Source organism: Maritimibacter sp. 55A14 (assembly GCF_003122205.1).
Classification (GTDB): domain Bacteria; phylum Pseudomonadota; class Alphaproteobacteria; order Rhodobacterales; family Rhodobacteraceae; genus QEYE01.
The window spans coordinates 85,482-106,647 of record NZ_QEYE01000013.1; the positions used below are offsets into that span (position 1 = coordinate 85,482).

The 21,166-nt window shown below is 68.0% G+C and carries 19 protein-coding genes, 1 tRNA gene and 1 pseudogene; 15 read left to right on the forward strand and 6 right to left on the reverse strand.

Annotated elements, in window-relative coordinates; genetic code table 11:
* The first annotated feature begins 27 nt into the window (after positions 1–27).
* Positions 28–1,566: an exodeoxyribonuclease VII large subunit gene (xseA, locus tag DDZ14_RS12640; protein ID WP_109425344.1), complete on the forward strand. Its 1,539-nt coding sequence runs from the start codon at positions 28–30 to the stop codon at positions 1,564–1,566.
* 177 nt (positions 1,567–1,743) lie between these two features.
* On the opposite strand, the gene DDZ14_RS12645 is transcribed toward xseA, so the two are convergent.
* Positions 1,744–3,183, reverse strand: coding sequence for a pyridoxal-dependent decarboxylase (locus DDZ14_RS12645; protein WP_109425345.1), 1,440 nt, complete (start codon positions 3,181–3,183; stop codon positions 1,744–1,746).
* A 196-nt stretch (positions 3,184–3,379) separates the two neighbouring features.
* Here DDZ14_RS12645 and DDZ14_RS19715 point away from each other — a divergent pair, with 196 nt between their 5' ends.
* The gene (locus DDZ14_RS19715; protein WP_158275521.1) at positions 3,380–3,532 is read left to right on the forward strand and encodes a hypothetical protein; all 153 of its coding nucleotides are present in this window, start codon (positions 3,380–3,382) and stop codon (positions 3,530–3,532) included.
* 9 nt (positions 3,533–3,541) lie between these two features.
* Positions 3,542–4,084 carry an RNA 2',3'-cyclic phosphodiesterase gene (thpR, locus tag DDZ14_RS12650; RefSeq protein ID WP_109425346.1) on the forward strand — a complete coding sequence of 181 codons (543 nt, stop codon included), beginning with the start codon at positions 3,542–3,544 and terminating at the stop codon, positions 4,082–4,084.
* A 10-nt stretch (positions 4,085–4,094) separates the two neighbouring features.
* Here thpR and DDZ14_RS12655 read toward each other — a convergent pair whose 3' ends face one another.
* Positions 4,095–5,078, reverse strand: coding sequence for a threonine dehydratase (locus tag DDZ14_RS12655; protein WP_109425347.1), 984 nt, complete (start codon positions 5,076–5,078; stop codon positions 4,095–4,097).
* A 198-nt stretch (positions 5,079–5,276) separates the two neighbouring features.
* Here DDZ14_RS12655 and DDZ14_RS12660 point away from each other — a divergent pair, with 198 nt between their 5' ends.
* The 3 genes from DDZ14_RS12660 to DDZ14_RS12670 all read left to right on the forward strand — a co-directional run bounded on the left by DDZ14_RS12660 (position 5,277) and on the right by DDZ14_RS12670 (position 7,077).
* Positions 5,277–5,660: an MbcA/ParS/Xre antitoxin family protein gene (locus DDZ14_RS12660; protein ID WP_233252569.1), complete on the forward strand. Its 384-nt coding sequence runs from the start codon at positions 5,277–5,279 to the stop codon at positions 5,658–5,660.
* The gene (locus tag DDZ14_RS12665; RefSeq protein WP_158275522.1) at positions 5,647–6,366 is read left to right on the forward strand and encodes an RES family NAD+ phosphorylase; all 720 of its coding nucleotides are present in this window, start codon (positions 5,647–5,649) and stop codon (positions 6,364–6,366) included. The genes DDZ14_RS12660 and DDZ14_RS12665 overlap by 14 nt, the downstream gene beginning before the upstream one ends.
* Positions 6,367–6,474: 108 nt before the next feature.
* Positions 6,475–7,077, forward strand: a complete 603-nt coding sequence (locus DDZ14_RS12670) for a methyltransferase domain-containing protein (RefSeq protein ID WP_109425349.1) — start codon at positions 6,475–6,477, stop codon at positions 7,075–7,077.
* Between the two features lie 33 nt (positions 7,078–7,110).
* On the opposite strand, the gene DDZ14_RS12675 is transcribed toward DDZ14_RS12670, so the two are convergent.
* Positions 7,111–7,184 (reverse strand) — tRNA-Cys (locus DDZ14_RS12675).
* A gap of 133 nt (positions 7,185–7,317) precedes the next feature.
* Here DDZ14_RS12675 and DDZ14_RS12680 point away from each other — a divergent pair.
* From DDZ14_RS12680 to DDZ14_RS12695, 4 genes are all read left to right on the forward strand, one after another.
* A complete protein-coding gene (locus tag DDZ14_RS12680; RefSeq protein ID WP_109425350.1) occupies positions 7,318–7,971 on the forward strand; it encodes a protein-L-isoaspartate O-methyltransferase in 654 nt (217 codons plus the stop codon).
* 45 nt (positions 7,972–8,016) lie between these two features.
* Positions 8,017–9,381 carry a TolC family outer membrane protein gene (locus DDZ14_RS12685; protein WP_109425351.1) on the forward strand — a complete coding sequence of 455 codons (1,365 nt, stop codon included), beginning with the start codon at positions 8,017–8,019 and terminating at the stop codon, positions 9,379–9,381.
* Positions 9,382–9,452: 71 nt separating this feature from the next.
* A complete protein-coding gene (locus tag DDZ14_RS12690; protein ID WP_146193136.1) occupies positions 9,453–10,517 on the forward strand; it encodes a hypothetical protein in 1,065 nt (354 codons plus the stop codon).
* 48 nt (positions 10,518–10,565) lie between these two features.
* Positions 10,566–11,138, forward strand: coding sequence for a cobalamin biosynthesis protein CobQ (locus DDZ14_RS12695; RefSeq protein WP_109425353.1), 573 nt, complete (start codon positions 10,566–10,568; stop codon positions 11,136–11,138).
* Here the strand turns inward: DDZ14_RS12695 and DDZ14_RS12700 are convergent.
* From DDZ14_RS12700 to DDZ14_RS12710, 3 genes are all read right to left on the reverse strand, one after another.
* A complete protein-coding gene (locus tag DDZ14_RS12700; protein WP_369914992.1) occupies positions 11,125–12,156 on the reverse strand; it encodes a DUF2235 domain-containing protein in 1,032 nt (343 codons plus the stop codon). The genes DDZ14_RS12695 and DDZ14_RS12700 overlap by 14 nt on opposite strands.
* Entirely contained in the window at positions 12,143–14,440 is a 2,298-nt protein-coding gene (locus DDZ14_RS12705) for a xanthine dehydrogenase family protein molybdopterin-binding subunit (protein WP_199221339.1), read from the reverse strand. The genes DDZ14_RS12700 and DDZ14_RS12705 overlap by 14 nt, the downstream gene beginning before the upstream one ends.
* Positions 14,441–14,511: 71 nt before the next feature.
* A complete protein-coding gene (locus DDZ14_RS12710; RefSeq protein ID WP_109425355.1) occupies positions 14,512–15,648 on the reverse strand; it encodes an alanine racemase in 1,137 nt (378 codons plus the stop codon).
* Between the two features lie 136 nt (positions 15,649–15,784).
* Between DDZ14_RS12710 and DDZ14_RS12715 the strand changes: the two genes are divergently transcribed.
* From DDZ14_RS12715 to DDZ14_RS12730, 5 genes and pseudogenes are all read left to right on the forward strand, one after another.
* Complete coding sequence (locus DDZ14_RS12715; RefSeq protein WP_109425356.1) at positions 15,785–16,216, forward strand: Lrp/AsnC family transcriptional regulator; 432 nt, start codon at positions 15,785–15,787, stop codon at positions 16,214–16,216.
* Between the two features lie 110 nt (positions 16,217–16,326).
* The gene (locus DDZ14_RS12720) at positions 16,327–19,356 is read left to right on the forward strand and encodes a valine--tRNA ligase (protein ID WP_109425368.1); all 3,030 of its coding nucleotides are present in this window, start codon (positions 16,327–16,329) and stop codon (positions 19,354–19,356) included.
* Between the two features lie 111 nt (positions 19,357–19,467).
* The gene (locus DDZ14_RS12725) at positions 19,468–20,289 is read left to right on the forward strand and encodes an alpha/beta fold hydrolase (RefSeq protein ID WP_109425357.1); all 822 of its coding nucleotides are present in this window, start codon (positions 19,468–19,470) and stop codon (positions 20,287–20,289) included.
* Between the two features lie 75 nt (positions 20,290–20,364).
* On the forward strand, positions 20,365–20,976 hold the full coding sequence (locus DDZ14_RS19400; protein WP_146193137.1) for a hypothetical protein: 612 nt from the start codon (positions 20,365–20,367) through the stop codon (positions 20,974–20,976).
* Between the two features lie 77 nt (positions 20,977–21,053).
* A pseudogene (locus tag DDZ14_RS12730) lies at positions 21,054–21,166 on the forward strand (IS5/IS1182 family transposase); the annotation flags it as partial.

Genomic DNA, 21,166 nt, shown 5'->3' on the forward strand with positions numbered 1-21,166 from the left:
CCCGACCAGACGCAAGCGAGGCGATGCATGTCCGACCTGATCGAAGACGCCCAGCCGGGAATGAACGCGCCCGAATTCTCGGTCTCCGAGATCTCGGGCGCGGTGAAGCGCGTCATCGAGGGCGAGTTCGCCCATGTCCGGGTGCGGGGCGAGATCGGGCGCATTTCGCGGCCGCGTTCGGGCCATGTCTATCTCGATCTCAAGGATGACCGCGCGGTGCTGGCGGCGGTAATATGGAAAGGCGTGGCCGCGCGCATGAAAGTGGCCCCCGAGGAGGGGATGGAGGTCGTGGCCACCGGCCGGCTGACCACCTTCGCGGGCCAGTCCCGCTACCAACTCGTGATCGAGGAGATCGCGCCGGCGGGCATGGGCGCGCTGATGGCGATGCTGGAAAAACGCCGCAAGGCGCTGGAGGCCGAGGGGCTTTTCGCACCCTCCGCCAAGACGCCGCTGCCCTATCTGCCCGAGGTGATCGGGGTTGTCACCTCGCCGTCAGGGGCGGTGATCCGTGATATCCTGCACCGGTTGCGCGACCGGTTCCCGCGCCGGGTGCTGATCTGGCCGGTTGCGGTGCAGGGCGAACGCTGCGCACCCGAAGTGGCCAACGCGATCCGCGGACTCAACGCGCTGGCCCCGGATGGCCCGGTGCCGCGGCCCGACCTGATCATCGTGGCCCGCGGCGGCGGCTCGATCGAGGATCTCTGGGGCTTCAACGAGGAAGCGGTCGTGCGCGCGGCCTTCGAGAGCGCGATCCCGCTGATCTCCGCGGTTGGCCACGAGACCGACACGACGCTGATCGACCATGCCGCAGACCGGCGCGCGCCCACACCGACGGCCGCGGCCGAGCTTGCGGTGCCGGTCCGTGCCGAGCTTCTGGCCGCCCTTGCCGGGCTGGAGGAACGCCGGCGGCGCGCGCTGGCGCGCGGGCTGGAATTGCGCGGCCGGGGGCTGCGCGACCTGGCGCGCGCGCTGCCGCGTCCGGTCGAACTGGTAGAGGCTCCGGCGCAACGGCTCGACTATGCCGCCGGGCGGTTGCCGGCGGCGCTCCGCGGGCTGGTGCAGGGCAAACAGATCGCGCTGGGCCGGGTGGCTGCGCGGCTGCGTCCGTCGGATCGGGTCGCGCAGCAGGCGCGCCGGCTGGACCGGCTTGCCGGGCGCTTGCCGGCGGCGCTGCGACTGGTCACGTCGCAGAGGCGCGGCCGGCTCGATGCGGCGGCCGCGGGGCTGCGGCCCGGCCTGCTTGCGCGCAGCGCACGCGACCGTGCCGTGAGGCTCGACGCGCTGGCGCGGCGCTTCGGCCGCGCCACCGCCGCGCAGGCCGCGGGCTGGCGGACCCGGCTCGACGCCCTGGAACGGCTGCGCCAGACGCTGGGCTACAAGGAGACGCTTCGGCGCGGTTATGCTGTGGTGCGCAGCGGCGCACGGGTGCTCACCACCCGCGCGGAGGCAGAAGGAGCGGGCGCGCTGGAGATCGAGTTCCGCGATGGCCGCCTGGCCATCGGCGGCGCCGCGCGGGCACGCCGCGACGGGGGGCAGGAGCCGCCCGGGCAGGGCAGCCTCTTCTGATCCGGCGTGGCTTTTGCGCGGGCCGCCTGAGAAGGGGGCGCTGCCCCCTCGGCCTGCGGCCTCACCCCCGGAGTATTTGGAGAAAGATGAAGATCGGAGCGTCCGCGCGTGTCTCCATCTTTCCGAAAATACTCCCGCCGGAGGCGGTCTCCGGGGGGACACCGGGCGCGCGGGCGGTCAGGCAAGCTCCGCGCCCAGCCGCAGGATGTCGCCCGCCAGTGCGTCCATGTCCGCCATGCGGGTCCGGTGGTTGGTCAGATTCACCCGGATCGCGAGCCGTCCGCCGATCCGGGTGGTCGAGGGCACCGCCAGCCCGCGTTCCTGGAGGGCCAGCACGATGGCGGTGTTGAGCGCCTCCGCGGCGGTCTCGTCCGGCGCGCGGTAGCGCAGGCAGACGATGTTGAGCGGCGCGGGGGCCATCAGTTCCAGGTCCGGCGCGGCCTCGACCAGCCGGGCCAGATGTGCGGCCTGCGCGCAATTGGCCGCGATGCAAGCGCCGAGCCGCGCCGGGCCGAAGCGCAGCATCTGGTACCAGACCCGGAGCGCGCGGAAGCCGCGCGAGAGTTCCGGTCCGAATTCGGTGAACCAGGGATCGCCCGCGGCCGGGCCGCGCTCGGCGCCCGCCAGGTAGTCGGGCCGGTCGGCAAAGGCGTGGCGGAGTGCGCCTGCGTCGCGTATCAGGATCATCCCCGCGTCATAGGTCACGTGGAGCCATTTGTGGAAGTCGAAGGCGATGCTGTCCGCGCGTTCGATGCCCGCCAGCCGGGGCGCAAGCGTTGGGGCCAGCCGCGCCATCGCCCCGAAGGCGCCATCGACATGGAACCAGAGCCCTTCGGCGGCGGCGATCCCCGCGAGCCGGTCCAGCGGGTCGATCGCGCCGGTGTTCACGCTGCCGGCGGTGCCGATCAGCGCAAGCGGCGCGATGCCCGCCGCGCGGTCCGCCGCGATCATCGCCTCCAGCCGGTCGGTGCGGATGCGAAACTCCCCGTCCACCGGCACGCGCCGGAGCACCCCGCGCCCGAGGCCCAGGATGTCGAAAGCCCGCGCCACGCAGCCATGCGCCTCCTGCGAGGCATAGGCTGCCACCGGGCCGGGCAGGGCGGCCAGCCCGCCGTCGCGCAGCGCCGTGCCGCCGTGGCGGGTCAGCGCGGCCTTCATCGCCAGCAGCGTGGCCATCGACGTGCCCGAGACCATCAACCCGCCCGCCCCGGCGGGGAAATCGAATATCTGCCGCCACCAGCCGATCACCTGGCGCTCGACATAGACGGCGGCGTGTTCGCGGCCACCCAGATTGGCGTCGAGCGCGGCCTCGAACATGGCCGGGATCAGCGCCTCGGGTGTGCCCGCGCCATGCACCCAGCCGTGAAAACGCGGATGCAGGTTGCCCAGGTCATGGGCGGCGATCTCCCCGACCATGCGGGAGATCAGCTCAGGTGTATCGGAGGGTGCGTCGGGTAGCGGGGCGGAAAGCGCCTCCTTCACAGGCTCCGGAACGGGCTGCCAGACGGGGCGCGCCGCGCGGCCCTCGACATGGTCGAGCGCGGCGTCGAGCGCGGCATGGGCGTCGCGCCGGAAGGCGGCCCAGTCCTCGGGGTCGAGCGTGCTGCGGTCGTTCATGGCATTCTCCGTCTGGCGCCCTCTGGCTTGCGCGCCAGTTTGCAGCCCCGGCGCGCCCGCGCAAGCGCGATGCTTGACCGGAACCGCGGGCGCGATAGCTTCTGCACCGTTTGCAAGGTGCTCCGCCGATGTGCCGCATCCTCGCCCTGACGGCATTCCTTTTCGCCCTGCCGGGCCTGCCGGCGGTGGGGCGGAGGTGCAGGCGTTCCGCGCGCTGAATTGCGGGCCCGCCCTGTCGATGACCGGGATCACACCGGTGCGCGGGCCGCAGGCGCATCCTTGCCGTGCCTGGCTGCGCGAGGCGCATGACTTCACGCCGGGCTGGAACGGAGCGGGGCGGCCGCGTTAGTCTGCGGTCATGATACGCGCCTTCGTTGCCATCGCCCTGCCTGAAGAGGTGCTCGACCGGCTGGCCGCCGTGCAGTCGGAATTGCCGCTGGCGCGCGTCGCGGCGCGCGAGACGCTGCATCTGACGCTGGCGTTTCTGGGCCAGGTGCCCGAGCCCGACCTGGAGGACGCCCACCGCGCCTTCTCCGAAATCGAAGCGCCGGAATTCGATCTCAGGCTCTCGGGCGTCGGGGTCTTCGGCGCGGACCCGCCGCGGTCGATCCATGCCGGATTGGCGGAGAGCGCGGCACTCAGGCAATTGCAGGGCAAGGTCATGCGCGCGGCGCGGGCGGCCGGGCTGCGCCCGCCGGCGCGCAAGTTCGTGCCGCATGTCACCCTGGCCCGTCCTCGCCCGGCAGAGATCGACCCGCCGCGGCTGGAAAAGGCGCTCGCCGATCTGATGGGACTGGACGGGCCGGCCTTCGCGGTGCACGATTTTCGGCTCTACCGGTCCGATCTCTCCAAATCCGGTGCCCATCACGCCGAGCTTGCGCGCTACCCGCTGGCGGGCTGAGCCGCCGCACTCACGCCGGGACCGGCGTGCCGCCGCGCAGAACCTCCACCGCCCAGCCGGTGTCGATGTTGCCGCCCGAGAGGATGACGCCCGTCTTGCGCCCCTGCATCCGGCCGCGTTCCTGCATCAGCCCGGCCAGCGCCGCGGCCCCCGCTCCCTCGGTCAGGTTGTGGGTGTCGCGGAAATAGACGCGGATCGCCTCGGCCACCTCGTCGTCGCTGACCGCGAGGATCCGCGCAGCACCCGCGGCGTAGATGTCATAGGCCGCCCGCACCGGAACCCGCACTGCCATGCCATCGGCGAAGGTGCGCGCGCTGGGCGTTTCCACCAGATGCCCCGCCGCGACCGACAGAAGGGCGCATTGCGCGGCCTCGCTGACCACGCCCACGACTTCGGTCTTCAGCCCCAGCGCGTCGCGCGCGGTGATCACCCCGCAGATGCCCGAGCCGCAGCCGATCGGCACATAGACCGTGTCGAGATCGGGACAGGCGGTGAGAAACTCCAGCGCATAGGTGGCCACGCCGCGCACCAATTCCCGGTGATAGGGCGGTACCATGAAGAGCCCCTCGGCCTCGGCCAGCCGGGCGGCTTCCAGACGGGCCTCGTCGAAATCCGCGCCATGCTCCACCAGTTCCGCGCCAAAGGCGCGCATCGCCGCATTCTTCTCCACCGAGTTGCCGAGCGGCACGACGATCTTGGCGACCAGCCCGGCCGCGGTGGCGGCGCGGGCCTGGCTCTGACCGTGGTTGCCTCGGGTGGCCGAGACCACGCCGGGCGCCTCGGGATGGGCGCGTCTGAGCCAGTCGATGAAGGTGATCCCGCCGCGCACCTTGAAGGCCCCGGTGGGGCCGTGGTTCTCATGCTTGACCCAGACCTCGGCCCCCAGCCGCGCCGAAAGCGTGGGCCAGCGGTATTGCGGGGTCGGCGACATCTGGGCATGGACGAGCCGGGCGGCGTCCTGAAGCTCGCCGCGGGAGAAGATGGGACGGGTCATGGGGGCCTCGCATCGCATTGCACTGGAACGCGCGCAGTATAGCGGCCCCGGCGCGGCGCGAAAGCGGGGGTGCGCGGGCCGGTACATGGGAATTTCGCGGCTTCGCGTCAGAATGCGCTGGGCCGGGTGGGACCGGCTCTGTGGTCTATATTGCTTTCATGGGAAAGAAACACTATATTTCTTGCGTGAAAGGGGCGCATGATGAAAAACCTTGCCACCAAGCTGCCGGATGTCAGCCACGATCCGGGTCGCGTCATGGCCAAGGCCGCCTTCAATGCCGGGCGCGAGCTTGGGCTCACGCAGCGCGAGATCGCCGCGGCGATCGGGGTGAGCGAGGCCACGGTCTCGCGTATGCGCGATGGCGGCTACGCGCTGGCCGGCAAACCTTATGAACTGGCGGTCTGCCTGGTACGCGTCTTCCGGTCGCTCGACGCCATCGCGGGGGGCGATCCGGACACGATCCGGGGATGGATGAGGCATGACAACGCCGATCTGAACGGCGTGCCGCGCGCGCTGATCGCGACGGCGCCTGGGCTGGTGTCGGTGATGGCCTATCTCGATGCCGCCCGTGCCCCGACCTGAACTGCCCTGCGGACCCTATCGCGGCAACCTCTGGCGCATGATCGAGGGCCAGTCGAAGCTCTCGACCATGCGTATCGTGGACACCAATGCCGAACAGGACCTGCTGGAACATCTGCTCGAGGAGGCCAAGCCGCCGGTTCCCGTGCCGTGCCGGCACCTCGACTACCGCCTCTGGTCGCCCTTCCGCTATGGCCGCTATCCGCGCGACTCGCGCTTCCGGCGGGCCGGGCAGACGCCGGGGGTCTGGTATGGCGCCGAACATGTGCTGACCGCGATGATCGAGGCGGCCTGGGGCGCGCTGCGCTTCTTCGCGGCCTCGCCCGGAACGCCGATGCCGCGCCGCCCGGTGGAACACACCGCCGTGCAGGCCGATATCAGGACGCCGCGCGCGCTCGACCTGACGGCGCCGGAGATGTCCGGTCAGGGGTGCTGGACCGACCCGGAGGACTATGCCGACTGCCTGGCGGTCGCCGAGCGCCTTCACGCAGAGGAGGGCGGGGCGATCCGCTATGCCTCGGTGCGCGACCCGCTGCACCGCGCCAATGTGGCGGTGCTTGACTGCGCTGCCTTCGCCCAGCCCGCGCCGATCGCGTTGCAGACCTGGCACCTGCTGCTCAGCCCCGTCTCTGTGCGCGCGCATTGCGAGACGCTGCGCCAGCGCCACATGTTCCGGGTGGGGGAGACCGGGCTGATTGCCGCCGACTGACCGGGGGTCTTGCGGCGCGGCGCGCGGGGACGCATATGATCTGGCCATGCTGCCGCACCTCTCTTCTGCCTTGCGCCCGCATCGCGCCGCCCCGGCACGTTGGCCGGCATGACGACCCATCTGCATGCCGAACGCCTGGCCGCGGTGCGTGCGGCACTCGCCGCGGCGGGCGCGCGCCGGGTGCTCGACCTGGGCTGCGGACGGGGCGATCTGCTTTTCCCGCTGGCCGAAAGCGGCGCGGTCGCGCAGATCACCGGGCTGGAGCCGTCCCCAACGGCGCGCGGCGCGCTCCGCGCGCGGCTGGCGCGTAGCAGCCCGCAGGCGCAGCGCCGCGTCACGCTGCTGGCGGGGTCCGCGCTGGACCTGCCGCCGGGGCTGGAGGGCCATGACGCGGCCGTTCTGGTCGAGGTCATCGAACATCTTCCGCCGGAGCGGCTGTCGCAACTCGAGCAATCCGTATTCCGCCGCCTGTCTCCGCCGCTCGTCGTGCTGACCACCCCGAATGCGGAGTTCAACGCGCTGCTCGGCGTGCCCGCCCACCGCCGCCGTCACCCCGATCACCGTTTTGAGTGGGACCGCTTAAAATTTCGCACCTGGGCGCGGGGCGTGGCGGGGCGGATGGGCTACGACGTGGGCTTTCGCGACATCGGCGGCGCGCATCCCGACTTCGGCGGCGCCAGCCAGATGGCGGTCTTCGCGCGCGGGGGTTGATGCCGGGCGAAGAAGGTGGGGATTTCGGAGTGATGGAGGCGAGTACCGGAATCGAACCGGTGTACACGGATTTGCAATCCGCTGCGTCACCACTCCGCCAACTCGCCGCCGTGGTGGGGCCCCTCATACCAAGGCTCCGGGGGGCGTGCAAGCGGGCATCGGCCGATGGCGAGTTGCCGTGCCCGGCAATCTGTGGCAAGAGTGAGCGCGATCCGATGCAGACAATTGGCGAGCCTTTTCATGACAGATTACGCTGCCCGACGTACGGCCATGGTCGATGGTCATATCCGGCCTTCGGACGTGACCAAGTTCCCCATCATCGACGCGCTGCTCGACGTCCCGCGTGAGCGTTTCGTGCCGGCCGGCCAACGTGACGTCGCCTATATGGGCGACCATGTCGATCTGGGTGGCGGGCGCGTCGTTCTGGATGCGCGCATTCTGGCCAAGATGCTGGACACGCTGAATATTCAGGCCAACGAGCTGGTGCTCGATATCGGCGCGGCGCTGGGCTATTCGGCCGCGGTGATCGGCCGGCTGGCCGAGGCCGTCGTCGCGCTGGAGGAGGACGCAACCATGGCCACCGAGGCCGAGGGCGCGCTCAGCGACGAAGGCGCCGACAACGTGGCCGTGATCGTCGGCCCACTGGCCGAGGGCGCCGCCAAGCACGGCCCCTATGACGTGATCCTGCTGGAAGGCGCGGTGGAGCAGGTGCCTGACTCGATCCTCGACCAGCTCAAGGAAGGTGGCCGGATCGGCGCGATCTTCATGGAGGGCGCTCTGGGCCGTGCGCGCTTCGGCATCAAGAGCGGCGGCCGGGTGAGCTGGCGCTTCGCCTTCAACGCGACGGCGCCGCTGCTGCCGGGTTTCGCGGCGGAGCGCGCCTTCGAACTCTGAACGCGGCGAATGGTTATTTCAGTGATTCATTCAGTCGGGGATCGCATGGCGCAGAGAAGTTTCCGGTCGGTTTTCCTGGCGCTGGCGCTTGCCGCCGCGCCGGTCCAGGCGGCGGTGGCCGACACACTTTCAGATGTTCTGGTAACCGCCTATCGCAACAGCAATCTTCTGGCGGCAAACCGGGCGGTGCTGCGCGCCCGCGACGAGGGCGTCGCGCAGGCGCTGTCACGGCTGCGTCCGGCGCTGAGCGCGTCCTCCCGCCTGACCGATTCCGACGAGGTTGGCCTCGACAACACGATCGGGCTGACGCTCGACCTGCTGGTCTTCGATTTCGGACGCACACGGCTGGGCGTCGCATCGGCAAAGGAAACCGTCCTGGCGGCGCGCTATGCGCTGGTCGATGCCGAACAGGAAGTGCTGCTCGACGCGGTCACTGCCTATATGGACATGCGCCGCGAGCGCCAGACCGTGGCGCTGGCGGAAAACAGCTTGCGGCTCAATCAGCAGGAATTGCGCGCCGCACGCGACCGGTTCGAGGTGGGCGAGATCACCCGCACCGATGTCAGCCAGGCCGAGGCCGCCGTGGCCGAGGCGCAGAGCACGCTCGCCGCCTCGCGCGGCCAGCTCGAGATTGCGCGCACGCTCTTCAACCTTGCCGTAGGGGTCTATCCCGGCGATCTCCAGGTCGCTCCGCCGATGCCCGAGATCCCCGGCAATCTGGAGGCCGCGACCCGGATCGGCGTGCAGACCCATCCGACCATACGCCAGGCGCAGCATCTGGTGCGCGCGGCGGATCTGAATGTAGAGGGCGCCCGCGCCGCCATGCGGCCGCGGCTCGACCTTCAGGGCACGGTCAGCCGCTCCGAGGACCGCGATTTCGATGGCGGGCGCAATGACGCCACGGCGTCGCTCAACCTCAACGTGCCGATCTACCAGGGCGGGCAGCTTCGCTCGATCCTGCGCGAAAACATCGCCAATTCCGAGGAATCCCGCGCCAACCTGCTCCAGAACACGCTGTTGATCGAGGATGAAGTGACCCGTGCCTGGGCGCAACTTCAGGTTGCTCGGGCTTCGATCGCCGCCCGGCGCCAGCAGATCCGCGCGGAGGAACTGGCCTTCGAGGGGGTGCGCGAGGAAGCCAAGCTGGGCGCGCGCACCACGCTCGATGTGCTCGACGCGGAACAGGATCTGCTGGAGGCGCGCAACAACCTGGTGGGTGCGCAGCGCGATGAATACGTGGCGGTCTACACGCTGCTCTCAGCGATGGGCCTGCTGACGGTGGAGCATCTGGGCCTCAGCATCGAGGGCTACGACCCCACGGTGAACTACAACAAGGTGCGCAATGCGCCCGCGCGATCGGTGCGAGGCGACCGGCTGGACCGTGTCATCAAAAGGACAGGCGGTAACTAGGTTTCATTCAACCCGTTGTGCGCAGGCCGGGCTGGGGCTAGACTTTCGCCCAAAAGATGTACGAGGTTGCGATGTCGAAATCCGTCTCCCCCCTGGACGTTGAGGATGTCCTGTCCTCTATTCGTCGGCTGGTATCCGACGACACGCGCAGCCCTGCGGTTGCCGACAAGCCGGCCTCCCCGGCGGCGGACGTGCCCGCAGCCGGGGAGAAGCTGATCCTTACAGATGCGCTGCGCGTCCCCGGCGAACCGGAGGAAACCGGCCTTGCGGGTTCCGCCGGGGCGGAAGGCGGCGACGATATGGAAGAGAAGGGCGCAGCCGAAGCAACCGCAGCCGATGACAGGCCGGCGCGCACTTCGGCGGATATGGCGGCGGATGACAGTGCATCCGGGACCACCGAGGCGGTGGAGACCGAAGACCCGGAGGTGGTTGCCGATGCCGGGGATGGTGATGCCGGAAGCGGCGCGGCAGCGTCGGAGCAGGATGCCGAGAAAGACGAGGAGGCGCCGCAAGGGACGCTCGAAGACGCGGTCACGGCCGACGATGGACTGGCCGACGAGCAGGATGCCGCGGACGCCGCGGCGACGGCGGATCCCGACTGGGATGCGGTTGAGGTGCCGGCAGAGGACGACTCTGCCGATGAGCCTGCCCAAGAGACGCCGGATACGGAGGATCGCATGGCCGATGATTATGCCAAAGATGCCGGGGACATGGAGGCGGATGTCGCGGAAGCGGCCGATACGCCCCCCGAGGCCGCGACGGACGAGGGCGGCCGGGAAGTGGATATCGGGCTGACGCGCCGCCTTCATCTGACCGCGATGATCGTTGATGAGCCGGATGCCGGGGGCGACCCGGCCGGGGACGCCGCGACTGAAGAGTCCCGCGCGGCGGACGACGCGGCTCTGTTCGGCGAGGAGTTGGACGAGGGTGAGGATGCGGAGGACGAGGAGGAGGAGATCGGCCTCTTCGACGAGAACGGCGAGAGCATACTGGACGAGGAGGCGCTGCGCGAGATGATCGTCCAGACGGTCCGCGAACAGCTCACCGGCGAGTTGGGCGAGCGGATGACCCGCAATGTCCGCAAGCTGGTGCGCCGGGAAATCCAGCGGGCGCTGGCGAGCCGCGAATTCGAGTGACGCCGCGCCCCGTGCGTCCGCGCCGCATATGGCTGCCGGACTAGGCAGGTGAACACACCGGCACATCTGATCCTCGGCGCGACGCTCTTTGCGCGCCCGGACGCACTGCGCGTGACCACGGCGGCGTTGGCCGGGGCGCTCGTACCGGACCTCTCGCTCTATCTCCTGTCGGTTCATGCACTCTATGTGCAGGGGCTCCCGCCGCATCTCGTGTTCGGGGAGATGTACTTCTCGGACGCCTGGCAGGCCGTCTTCGCCGTGGACAATTCGATCATTCTCTGGGCGGCGCTGGCCGGGCTGGGGCTGTGGTTGGCTCGTGCGCCGCTCCTGGCCTTCGGCGGGGCGGGGCTGGTTCATGTCCTGACCGACCTGCCGCTTCACCACGATGACGGGCGGCCGCATTTCTGGCCCCTGACGGATTGGGTCTATCGCAGCCCGATCAGCTATTGGGACGGCACGCGGCACGCCGATATCGTCGGGCCGCTGGAAGGCGTACTGGCGCTCGGGCTCTGCCTGCTGCTCTGGCAGCGGTTCCGGCGCTGGCCGGCCCGCGCGGGAATCGCCGTGCTGGCGGTGCTGGAAATGCTGCCGACGCTTTTCTGGGGCTTCATTTTTTCCTGAGTTCGGCCACCGTGGGATGGATGCGTTCGGACCGGTCGATGCCGATCACCCGCTTGCGCCGCCACAGGAAGAGAATGCCGAAGCCTCGCCAAAAGCCCAGCGACGGTGCGTTCACATCGCAGGGGAAGCGGTCGCGCCAGCCTTCGGGCAGCTTCAGGTTGCAGCCCTCCAGCTTCTCCAGCATCCACACCAGCGGGATATTGGCCAGCGGCCGCGCGGGCTCGAACCCGCAGAGATGGCCGCCCACATCGCCATGCGTGCCGCGGAACCACATCTGCTCGGCCATGCCGTCCCAATTCTCCGGCGTCTCCCACAGGACCGGCGTATAGGCCACGCGGCGTTCGTCAATTGCCAGCGCGTGATAGCCGTGCCGGATCGTCGGGCCCAGCCGGTGGGAATGGAACTCGGTCGCCATCGGCGAGATGCGCCACAGGATCGGCAGGCGGATGCCCAGCGCCTTCACCGTGTCCCAGACCCCGATCATCTCGATCTCCGCCGTCTCGTGGCAGTAGAGCCGCGCGAAAGCCTGCGCCGACTCGCCGCCCGGCGTGGCCTGGTAGTGGCGGAAGATTTCCCGGATATTGCGTTCCGTCGCGTGCTTCGCCTTCAGCAGGCCGATCTGGTCGATCATCCCGGCCAGCGAGCGTGCCGCATAGGCGCCGCGCGAATATCCCAGCAGGAAGATGCGGTCGCCGGGCCGGTAGCGCGAGGCAATGAAGCCATAGGCGCGCCGGATGCGACGGTTGATGCCGCGGCCTGCGATCACGTTCACCGCGTTGCGCCAGCCGTCCCAGGGAATGCCCGCCTCGTACCAGAGCGAGACATGCCGGTTCGGCGCAAGCTCGCAGAGCAGCTTGTAGGTCTGCCCGGCGTTTGTCTCCAGCCCTGCTTCCAGCGTGCTCATGGTGCCGTCGAGGATCACGACATGGTCGATCGGCCCGCGCGATGTGGCCGGACGCGAGGCCCCGAACCAGCGGTTGAGGCCCAGCCAGTCCCTTATGCGCCTATTCAGCCGCAAGCGCCGCTCCGCTCAGCCAGGACCAGACCCGAAGCGGCGTGCAGGGCATGTCCACCTGCCGGACGCCCTCATCCCAGAGCGCATCCTGCACCGCGTTCGCCACGGCGGCCAGGGCGCCCACGGTTCCGGCCTCGCCACAGCCCTTCATGCCCAGCGGGTTCGCGGTCGAGGGCAGCGGTTCGGAATGGAAGTCGATGAAGGGCGCGTCCGTAGCGCGCGGCATGGCGTAGTCCATGAAACTGCCGCTCAGCAACTGGCCGTCGGCGTCATAGCCCACCTCTTCGCAGAGCGCCTGGCCGATGCCCTGGGCCACGCCGCCATGGACCTGCCCCTCGGCCAAAGCCGGGTTCATCAGCACGCCCAGATCGTCGACCACCGTGTAGCGCAGAACCGCGGTGCGGCCGGTCTGCGGGTCGATCTCGACCTCCGCGACATGCGCGCCATTCGGAAAGGAACGTCCGGGCAGCGTGGCCTCGGCCTGCGTGATCAGCAGGTCGTCGCGCCCCGCCTCGCGCGCCGCCGCCGCCGCATCGACCAGTGAAAGGAACCGGTTGGAGCCGCGCGCGTGGAAGGTGCCCTCGGCGAAGCTGATATCCTGCGCATCGGCCTCCAGCAGGCCGGCCACGAAGGGCCTGAACTTCTCGAGCATCAGGCCGACGTTGTGATGGATGGAATTGCCCTGCGTGGTGACCGAACGCGACCCGCCAGTGCCGCCGCCCTCGGCGATCCGGTCGCTGTCACCTTGCACGATTTCGATACAATCCGGGTCAATTCCGGTGAATTCATGCAGAATTTGAACATATGAGGTCTCGTGCCCCTGTCCGTTGGACTGGGTCCCGACATAGAGCCGTACCGTGCCCTCGGGGGTGAATTCGATCTTCGTGGTCTCGTTGGGCGCGCCCATGATCGCCTCGATGTAATAGCAGAGCCCGACGCCGCGCAGCCGCCCTGCCGCATGCGACGCCGCCCGGCGGTCGGCAAACCTGTCGAGCCCCGCCTCGCGCGCGGCCCGCGCCTGCACCTCGGCAAAGGCGCCGACATCGTAGAGCTCGCCCGACACGGTCTTGTAGGGAAAGGCGTCGCGCGGGATGAAATTGCGCCGCCTGATGTCCCACGGATCGACGCCCAGACGGCGCGCGGCATGGTCCATCAGCCGTTCCAGCACATAGATCGCCTCGGGCCGCCCGGCGCCGCGATAGGCATCGACCTGCGTGGTGTTGGTATAGACGCCGCGCACGTTGAAATAGGCGGTGTCCACTGCATAGGCGCCGGTCAGCACGCGCGCAGCCAGGTTGGTCTGGATGTTCTGGCCGAACCCGGAATTGTAGGCGCCCAGGTTGTTGACCGTATGCACCCGGTAGGCCAGCAGCCGGTACTCGGCGTCGAAGGCGGCCTCCGCGCGCGAGGTCAGGTCGCGGCCGTGATTGTCCGACAGCATCGCCTCGGACCGGTCGGCGATCCAGCGCACCGGGCGTCCCAGCGCGCGCGCCGCCGCGGCGGCGAGGAAATATTCCGGGTAGGGAAAGGCCTTCATGCCGAAGCCGCCGCCCACATCGGGCGTGCTCACATGAACCGCTTCGGGGGCGAGCCCCAGCTTCTTGGCCAGTTGCAGCCGCAGCCCCCAGACGCCCTGTCCGCCATATTGCAAATGCAGCCGCGTGCCGTCCCAGTCCGCGATGCAGCCGCGCGGCTCCAGCGGGTTGGCGATCACACGGTTGTCGTCGATCTGAAGCGCCACGGTATGGGCGGCGCGGGCGAAGGCGGCTTCGGTCGCGTCGGCATCGCCGAACGCCCAGTCATAGGCCAGGTTGTCGGGGGCTTCCTCGTGGATCGCGGCGCCACCCGGCGCAAGCTCCAGCCAGACCGGCAAGTCTTCGGTCTCCAACTCCACCAGTTCCGCCGCGTCGCGGGCCTGGGCCTGTGTCTCGGCCACCACCAGCGCCACAGGCTCGCCCGCGAAACGCACGCGCCCTTCGGCCAGGATCGGCCGCGCGGGTTTGGCGCCGGGACTGCCGTCGCGGTTCCTGACCACCAGCGCATCCATCCGGTTTGCAAGCCCCGCCGCCTCCAGATCCGCCGCCGTCAGAACCAGCCGCACGCCGGGTGCGGCCCGCGCCGCGCCGGTCTCCAGCGCTGTGATCCGGCCATGCGCGATCGGCGAGCGCACGAGGACCGCGCAAAGCGCGTCACGCGGGGCCAGATCGTCGGTGTAGCGGCCGGTACCGGTCAGGAAACGGGTATCCTCGATCCGTTTCACTGGCTGGCTGATGCCGAATTTGGCCATGATCCTCTCCGCTCGGGGCTGCCTCCCGGCGGACGATAATACCTTGACGCGAAAGGTCCAGCCCGGTCAGATCACAACTGCCGGACCGAGGCGAGCGCCGGGGCGCCATATCCGTTGAAGCCGGTTGCGATGGCCAGCGAATAGGCCCCCATTCCGGCGAAGAGAAGATAATCGTCCTCGGCCAGGTCCTCGGGCAGGGCGGGCGCGCCCGGCAGCCGGTCGAGCGAGTCGCAGGTCGGCCCGAAGACCGTGCGCGGGCGCGTCGCGCCGCATCGGGGTGTCCCGTCGGGGCCGAGCGCGGTGATGCGGCCGGGCTCGCCCATCGACGGCAGTTCGGCCAGCGTGCCGTAGATGCCGTCATTGAGAAAGACCGACCCGTCGGGGCGCAGCGCCTTGACGCGCGCCGCCAGGGTGAACGCCTCGGCCACCATCGCCCGGCCGGGCTCGCAGACCAGCGCCGGGCGCGCCGCGCCGAATGCGATGCCGGTGGCGGCGTCTATGGCCTCGAAGATGGACTCCAGCCGCGGCGCGTCGGGGCCGTTGCGATGGCTGGGGAAGCCGCCGCCGACATTGAGCCGGGCCAGTGTGACGCCGGCGCGCCGCGCGACATCGGCGCTGGCGGCGACATAGGCCGACCAGGCCGCGGCGTCGGTGCATTGCGTACCGGGATGGAATGTCATCGAGGGTGTGAAGCCCAGACCTGCGGCCCGCGCCAGCAGCGCCGCCGCCATCTCCGGATCGGCGCCGAACTTGGTACCGAAATCATAGGCCGCGCCGGCGACCGGAAGCCGCAGCCGTACCGAGATCTCGCTGTCCGCGGGCAGCCGGGCGGCGAGCTTGTCCAACTCCGCCGGGCTGTCGACCGACCAGGACGCCACGCCCCGGTCGGCGGCCTGCGCGATCTCGCGGGGCGAGCGGACGGGGTTGTGGTAATGCAGTGCGGCGTCGGCGGCCACGGCGCGTACCCGCGCGATCTCGTCGGGGGAGGCCACGTCGAAGGCCCGGATGCCCGCGGCCCGAAGGTTTTCCAGCACCAGCGGCGCGGGGTTGGCCTTGACCGCATAGGTCACGAGACCGGGAAATCCCGACAGGAAGCGCCGGGCGGTGGCCTGAAGCACCTCGGCGGAAAAGAAGAGCACCGGATGATCCGGCGCCTCGGCGCGCAGATGCGCGCGCGGCGATGCCCAGAAGGATTTGCCAAGCCCCATTCTCGTCTCCCCTCTCTTTATGTCGGGTTGCTACCTGTCCTCTTAGAATGGGGAAGAAATCTGTCGATTTCCCCGGAGAATTCGATAAGTTGGAGTCCGAACAGAACAAATTTGACGAAAGAGCGGGCGGTTTGCCATGGATGACCTCGACCGGCGGCTTCTGAGCGCGCTGGCCCGCGATGCCCGCGCGCCGGTTTCGACCCTCGCGCGGGACCTCGACGTGGCGCGGTCCACCGTGCAGGCGCGCATCGAGCGGCTGGAACGCTCGGGCGTCATCGCGGGCTACACGCTGCGGCTGGGGCGCGAGGCGCTGGAAGGGCGCATCCGCGCGACGGTACTGTTGCAGATCGAGCCGCGCGCGACGCCCGGCGTGCTGCAACGGCTGCGCGGCATGAGCCAGGTGGAACGCGCGAACACCACCTCCGGCCGGTTCGACCTGACGCTGGAGGTTTCGGCCGAAACCACGGCGGAGCTTGACGAGACGCTGGACCGGATCGGGGCGATCACCGGGGTGCGTTCGTCGGAGAGCCTGATCCAGCTCGCCACCAAGATCGACCGTGCGCCCTGAAACGCCCCGCGTCGGGGCGGCCGCGGCGAATGCGCGCCTGCCTCTTTTCCTTTCGCATGGCATTCGCTAGACCGGCCTGCGATCAGCTTGTCATGCAGGACCCAAACGCGATGGCCATGGAAAAGACATTCGACGCGGCCGCGGCCGAGAGCCGCCTCTACACGGCGTGGGAGGAGGCCGGCGCCTTCAGGGCCGGCGCCAATGCGTCGCGGGACGAGACCTTCTGCATCATGATCCCACCACCCAACGTCACCGGCAGCCTGCATATGGGGCACGCCTTCAACAACACGTTGCAGGATATCCTGGTGCGCTGGCACCGGATGCGCGGCTTCGACACGCTCTGGCAGCCGGGGCAGGATCATGCGGGCATCGCCACGCAGATGGTGGTGGAACGCAAGCTCGCGGAGGAAGGCAACCTCTCGCGCCGCGAAATGGGGCGCGAGAAATTCCTCGAAAAGGTCTGGGAGTGGAAGACCCATTCCGGCGGCACGATCATCAATCAGTTGAAACGCCTCGGTGCCTCCTGCGACTGGTCGCGCAATGCCTTCACCATGTCCGGCGCGCCCGGCGCGCCCGCGGGCGAGGAGGGCAATTTCCACGACGCGGTGATCAAGGTCTTCGTGGACATGTTCAACAAGGGCCTGATCTATCGCGGCAAGCGGCTCGTGAACTGGGATCCGCATTTCGAGACGGCGATCTCGGATCTGGAGGTCGAGAATATCGAAACGCCGGGGCATATGTGGCATTTCAAGTACCCCTTGGCTGGCGGCGAGACCTATGAGTATTTGGAGAAAGATGAAGACGGCAACGTGATCCTGCGCGAGGAGCGCGACTATATCTCCATCGCCACGACGCGGCCCGAGACGATGCTGGGCGACGGCGCGGTTGCGGTGCATCCGTCGGACGCGCGCTATGCGCCCATCGTCGGCAAGCTCTGCGAGATCCCGGTGGGGCCGAAGGAGCATCGCCGCCTGATCCCGATCATCACCGACGAATATCCCGACCCGGATTTCGGCTCCGGCGCGGTGAAGATCACCGGCGCGCATGATTTCAACGACTACGAGGTCGCCAAGCGCGGCGGCATCCCCATGTACCGGCTGATGGACACCAAGGCGCATATGCGCGACGACGGCGCGCCCTATGCGGACTGCGCGCGGCGCGCGCAGGCGATCGCGGAAGGGGCGTCGTTCACGATCGAGGGGGTGGACACGCTCAACCTGGTGCCGGACGACCTGCGCGGGCTGGACCGGCTCAAAGCGCGCCTTCGCGTGGTCGAGCAGATCACGGCCGAGGGGCTGGCGGTGATGGTGACGAATGACGCGGGCGAAGACGTGCCTTTCGTCGAGTCAAAACCGATCATGCAGCCTTTCGGCGACCGCTCGAAAGTCGTGATCGAGCCGATGCTGACGGATCAGTGGTTCGTCGATACGAAAAAGATCGTCGGCCCGGCCATCGACGCGGTGCGCTCGGGCGAGGTCACGATCCTGCCCGAGGCCGACCGCAAGGTTTATTTCCACTGGCTGGAGAATATCGAGCCGTGGTGCATCTCACGGCAATTGTGGTGGGGGCATCAGATTCCGGTTTGGTATGTACCCCATCCCGAAGACATTCCATTGTTGGATCCGGACTGCCTCGACCCGAAGCCGGTTCGAGTCGTTTCGATTTGCGCAGAGTCTGAACAGGCGGCAGCAGAGAAGATTCGCGAACTGTACGGACTACCGCTCGACGTCCGGTTCACGGTTAAGGCGGGAGAATACTCCGGCCAGACAACACAAAAGGACTTGTATGGTGTCGGATTCTCAAATGGTCGCCTGACTCATATTGATGCTCAACGCGACCCCGACGTGCTCGACACCTGGTTCTCCTCCGGGCTCTGGCCCATCGGCACGCTGGGCTGGCCCGAGGACACGCCGGAGCTGAAGAAATACTTCCCCACCTCCGTCCTGATCACTGGTTTCGACATCATCTTTTTCTGGGTCGCCCGGATGATGATGATGCAATACGCGGTGGTGGGGCAAAAGCCGTTCAATGATGTCTATGTCCACGCGCTCGTCCGCGACGAGAAGGGCAAGAAGATGTCCAAGAGCCTCGGCAATGTGCTCGACCCGCTGGAACTGATCGACGCATACGGCGCCGACGCGGTGCGCTTCACGCTGACGGCGATGGCGGCGATGGGGCGCGACCTGAAGCTTTCACCGCAACGTATTGCAGGCTATCGGAATTTCGGCACCAAGCTCTGGAACGCCGCGCGCTTTGCCGAGATGAACGACTGCAAGCCGGTGCCGGGTTTCGACCCCGCCGCCTGCACGCAGACCGTCAACAAGTGGATCGTGGGCGAGACCGCGAAGGCGCGCGAGGCGACGGACGCGGCGCTGGCCGCCTATCGCTTCAACGACGCGGCCGGGGGGCTCTATGTTTTTGTCTGGGGCAAGGTCTGCGACTGGTTTGTGGAGTTCGCCAAGCCGCTCCTGTCCAGCGAGGACGCGGATGTGGTGGCCGAGACCCGCGCCACGATGGCCTGGGTGATCGACCAGTGCCTGATCCTGCTGCATCCGATCATGCCCTTCATCACTGAGGAGCTCTGGGGCCAGATCGCGGCGCGCGACACGATGCTGGTCCATGCCGACTGGCCGGAATACGGCAGCGGATGGGTCGATCCGGCGGCCGACCGGGAAATGAACTGGGTGATCGGGCTGATCGAGGAGGTCCGCTCGGTCCGTGCCCAGATGCATGTTCCGGCGGGGCTGAAGATCCCGATGCTGCGGATCGAGCTGGACGCGGCCGGCCAGGCCGCCTGGGACCGCAATGCGGCGCTGATCCGGCGCCTGGCGCGGATTGACAGCCTGACGCCGGCCGACGCGCCGCCCAAGGGGGCCGTGACCATCGCGGTGGAGGGCGGGACCTTCTGCCTGCCGCTCGCCGAGGTGATCGACGTCGCCGAGGAGAAGGCGCGGCTGGAGAAGACGCTGGCGCGGCTCGGCAAGGAGATGGGGGGGCTGAAAGGGCGGCTCGAAAACCCGAAATTCGTCGAGAGTGCGCCCGAGGATGTGGTCGCGGAGACCCGCGATACCCTGGCCCAGAAGCAGGAGGAGGAGGCCCGCCTGACCGCCGCGCTGGCCCGGCTGGCCGAGATCGGCTGACGGGCGGGGCGCGGGGGCCTGCACGGGATTTCCACAAGTCGGCCATAATCGCGCCGCACGGGGCGCGACAATCCCCGGTTGTGCGTAACCAGGAATCGAGTGGCCCCGGCGATGACATTTCCCCGATTTCTCCTGCTGATACTGATCGCGGCGCTGGCGCTGCCCTGGCTCTCGTTGGAAGTGGTCCGGGCGACAACGCCGATCGCCGCCGCGTTCGAGGAGCGTACCGACGCGCGCCGCTATGTCCTGCGCACACCGAATTTTCGCTACTGGGCACCGACCGATATCGGCCGCACGCGTTCGGTCAGCTTGCCGATGTTCGGGCTTGCCGGGCCGCAGACGACGCGCCTTTACCACAGCCTCGGGCCGACCAGCGGGCCGGAGCGACCCGCTATCGTGCTGCTGCACGGCGCCGGGCGAAGCGGCCGTGCGATGCTCGACATGTGGCGCGGCCTGGCGGAGAAGGAGGATCTGGTGCTGCTCGCGCCGGACGCCGCGCGCTCGCGCGGGTGGTCGCTTGCCGAGGACGGCGTCTTCGTGGCCGAAGCCCTGATCGAGGACGCAAGCCGCCATCACCCGATAGACCCGGAGCGGATCTATCTCGTCGGGCATTCAATGGGCGGCAAAATGGCGCTGCGGCTGGCCAATCTCGGCTACGGGCCCTGGCGCGCCGTGGAGGCACATGCCGCGAGCCTCTGGGTCAATACCATCCTGCCCGCGCGCAGCCCCGTCCCGATCCAGATCCATGTCGGGGAACGCGACACGATCTTCTCGCCGGATGCCGCGCGGGCGACCGGGAAGCGCCTCTCGGAGGCCGGGCATGACGTGAAGTTCACCGTGATACCGGGGCACACGCATTGGTACTATGCCATTGCACCGCATCTCGCTCCGGTCATCTGGCAGACTTTCACCGAGGCCGAGGCGCCGGTGTAGATCGGTGGCAGGCCGGGGGGCGGCCAAATGCTGGTGACTTGAGGAACCTTCGGGCTGCCGGAAAGATGCTTGCAGGTGGCGACGAACGAAATGGAAACCGATGCCGGGAAGATTTGGCACCCGAAACCGAAGCTATATTCTACCCAGGCGCGTATATTTGTGGATTCGTGTATGAAAAAAACGCACTTTGCACTTGCACTTTCCGTGTTCATCGTGGCGGTCGTATTTTCGGCAGTCATGGCCGTTGAAAGAATACCTTTCAAGAGCACGGAAGATCTGGATCAGTTGGAATCCAGGGTTATAGCAGCCGCTAGAAACGCATACACGGAGACTCGTTTCGATTCCGTGGCTGTCGAGCTGAAAAACGGAATTCTGGAAACCGAGGTTATTGACGACGATGCGTGCCGTGATGGCGCAACGGTTCGATCAATCAAGCGAGTAATAGACCTGTCCCACCACCGCCTGGATCCAAATATTAATTATGGGGATAGTGAGGGTGGCGAGACTAACTTTATACTAACCTTTTCCGCTGTGGGCGCGTGGAAAAACAAGAGACATGAGCTCCGGGAAGAAGCCAAAACCATTCTGCGTCAGGCACAAGCAGAAGTCGGAAGGGGCGCTGAGGCGGCAGATTTGGCTTCCGAGAGATTTCTAAGGAAACACCCAATTAATACTCTCTATGCTTAGGTTCAGGACCCATTAATTTGGTTGCTGCGGACTCGGCGGCGTGATTCAAACCCCTGAACTTCAGGGGGGGGGGGACGATGAGCAATCTATTCTGGTTGACCGACGCGCAGATGGCGCGGCTTAGACCTTACTTTCCAAAGAGCCATGGCAAGCCAAGGGTCGATGACCGGCGAGTGCTGAGCGGGATTAT

Coding starts and splice junctions, on each gene's coding strand:
- DDZ14_RS12655 (WP_109425347.1), bottom strand. CDS start 5,078: ATGACCCGTCCCATCTTCTCCCGCGGCGAGCTTCAGGACGCCGCCCGG.
- xseA (WP_109425344.1), top strand. CDS start 28: ATGTCCGACCTGATCGAAGACGCCCAGCCGGGAATGAACGCGCCCGAA.
- thpR (WP_109425346.1), top strand. CDS start 3,542: ATGATACGCGCCTTCGTTGCCATCGCCCTGCCTGAAGAGGTGCTCGAC.
- DDZ14_RS12725 (WP_109425357.1), top strand. CDS start 19,468: ATGACATTTCCCCGATTTCTCCTGCTGATACTGATCGCGGCGCTGGCG.
- DDZ14_RS12715 (WP_109425356.1), top strand. CDS start 15,785: ATGGATGACCTCGACCGGCGGCTTCTGAGCGCGCTGGCCCGCGATGCC.
- DDZ14_RS12685 (WP_109425351.1), top strand. CDS start 8,017: ATGGCGCAGAGAAGTTTCCGGTCGGTTTTCCTGGCGCTGGCGCTTGCC.
- DDZ14_RS12705 (WP_199221339.1), bottom strand. CDS start 14,440: ATGGCCAAATTCGGCATCAGCCAGCCAGTGAAACGGATCGAGGATACC.
- DDZ14_RS12670 (WP_109425349.1), top strand. CDS start 6,475: ATGACGACCCATCTGCATGCCGAACGCCTGGCCGCGGTGCGTGCGGCA.
- DDZ14_RS12720 (WP_109425368.1), top strand. CDS start 16,327: ATGGCCATGGAAAAGACATTCGACGCGGCCGCGGCCGAGAGCCGCCTC.
- DDZ14_RS12690 (WP_146193136.1), top strand. CDS start 9,453: ATGTCGAAATCCGTCTCCCCCCTGGACGTTGAGGATGTCCTGTCCTCT.
- DDZ14_RS12680 (WP_109425350.1), top strand. CDS start 7,318: ATGACAGATTACGCTGCCCGACGTACGGCCATGGTCGATGGTCATATC.
- DDZ14_RS12645 (WP_109425345.1), bottom strand. CDS start 3,183: ATGAACGACCGCAGCACGCTCGACCCCGAGGACTGGGCCGCCTTCCGG.
- DDZ14_RS12710 (WP_109425355.1), bottom strand. CDS start 15,648: ATGGGGCTTGGCAAATCCTTCTGGGCATCGCCGCGCGCGCATCTGCGC.
- DDZ14_RS12660 (WP_233252569.1), top strand. CDS start 5,277: ATGATGAAAAACCTTGCCACCAAGCTGCCGGATGTCAGCCACGATCCG.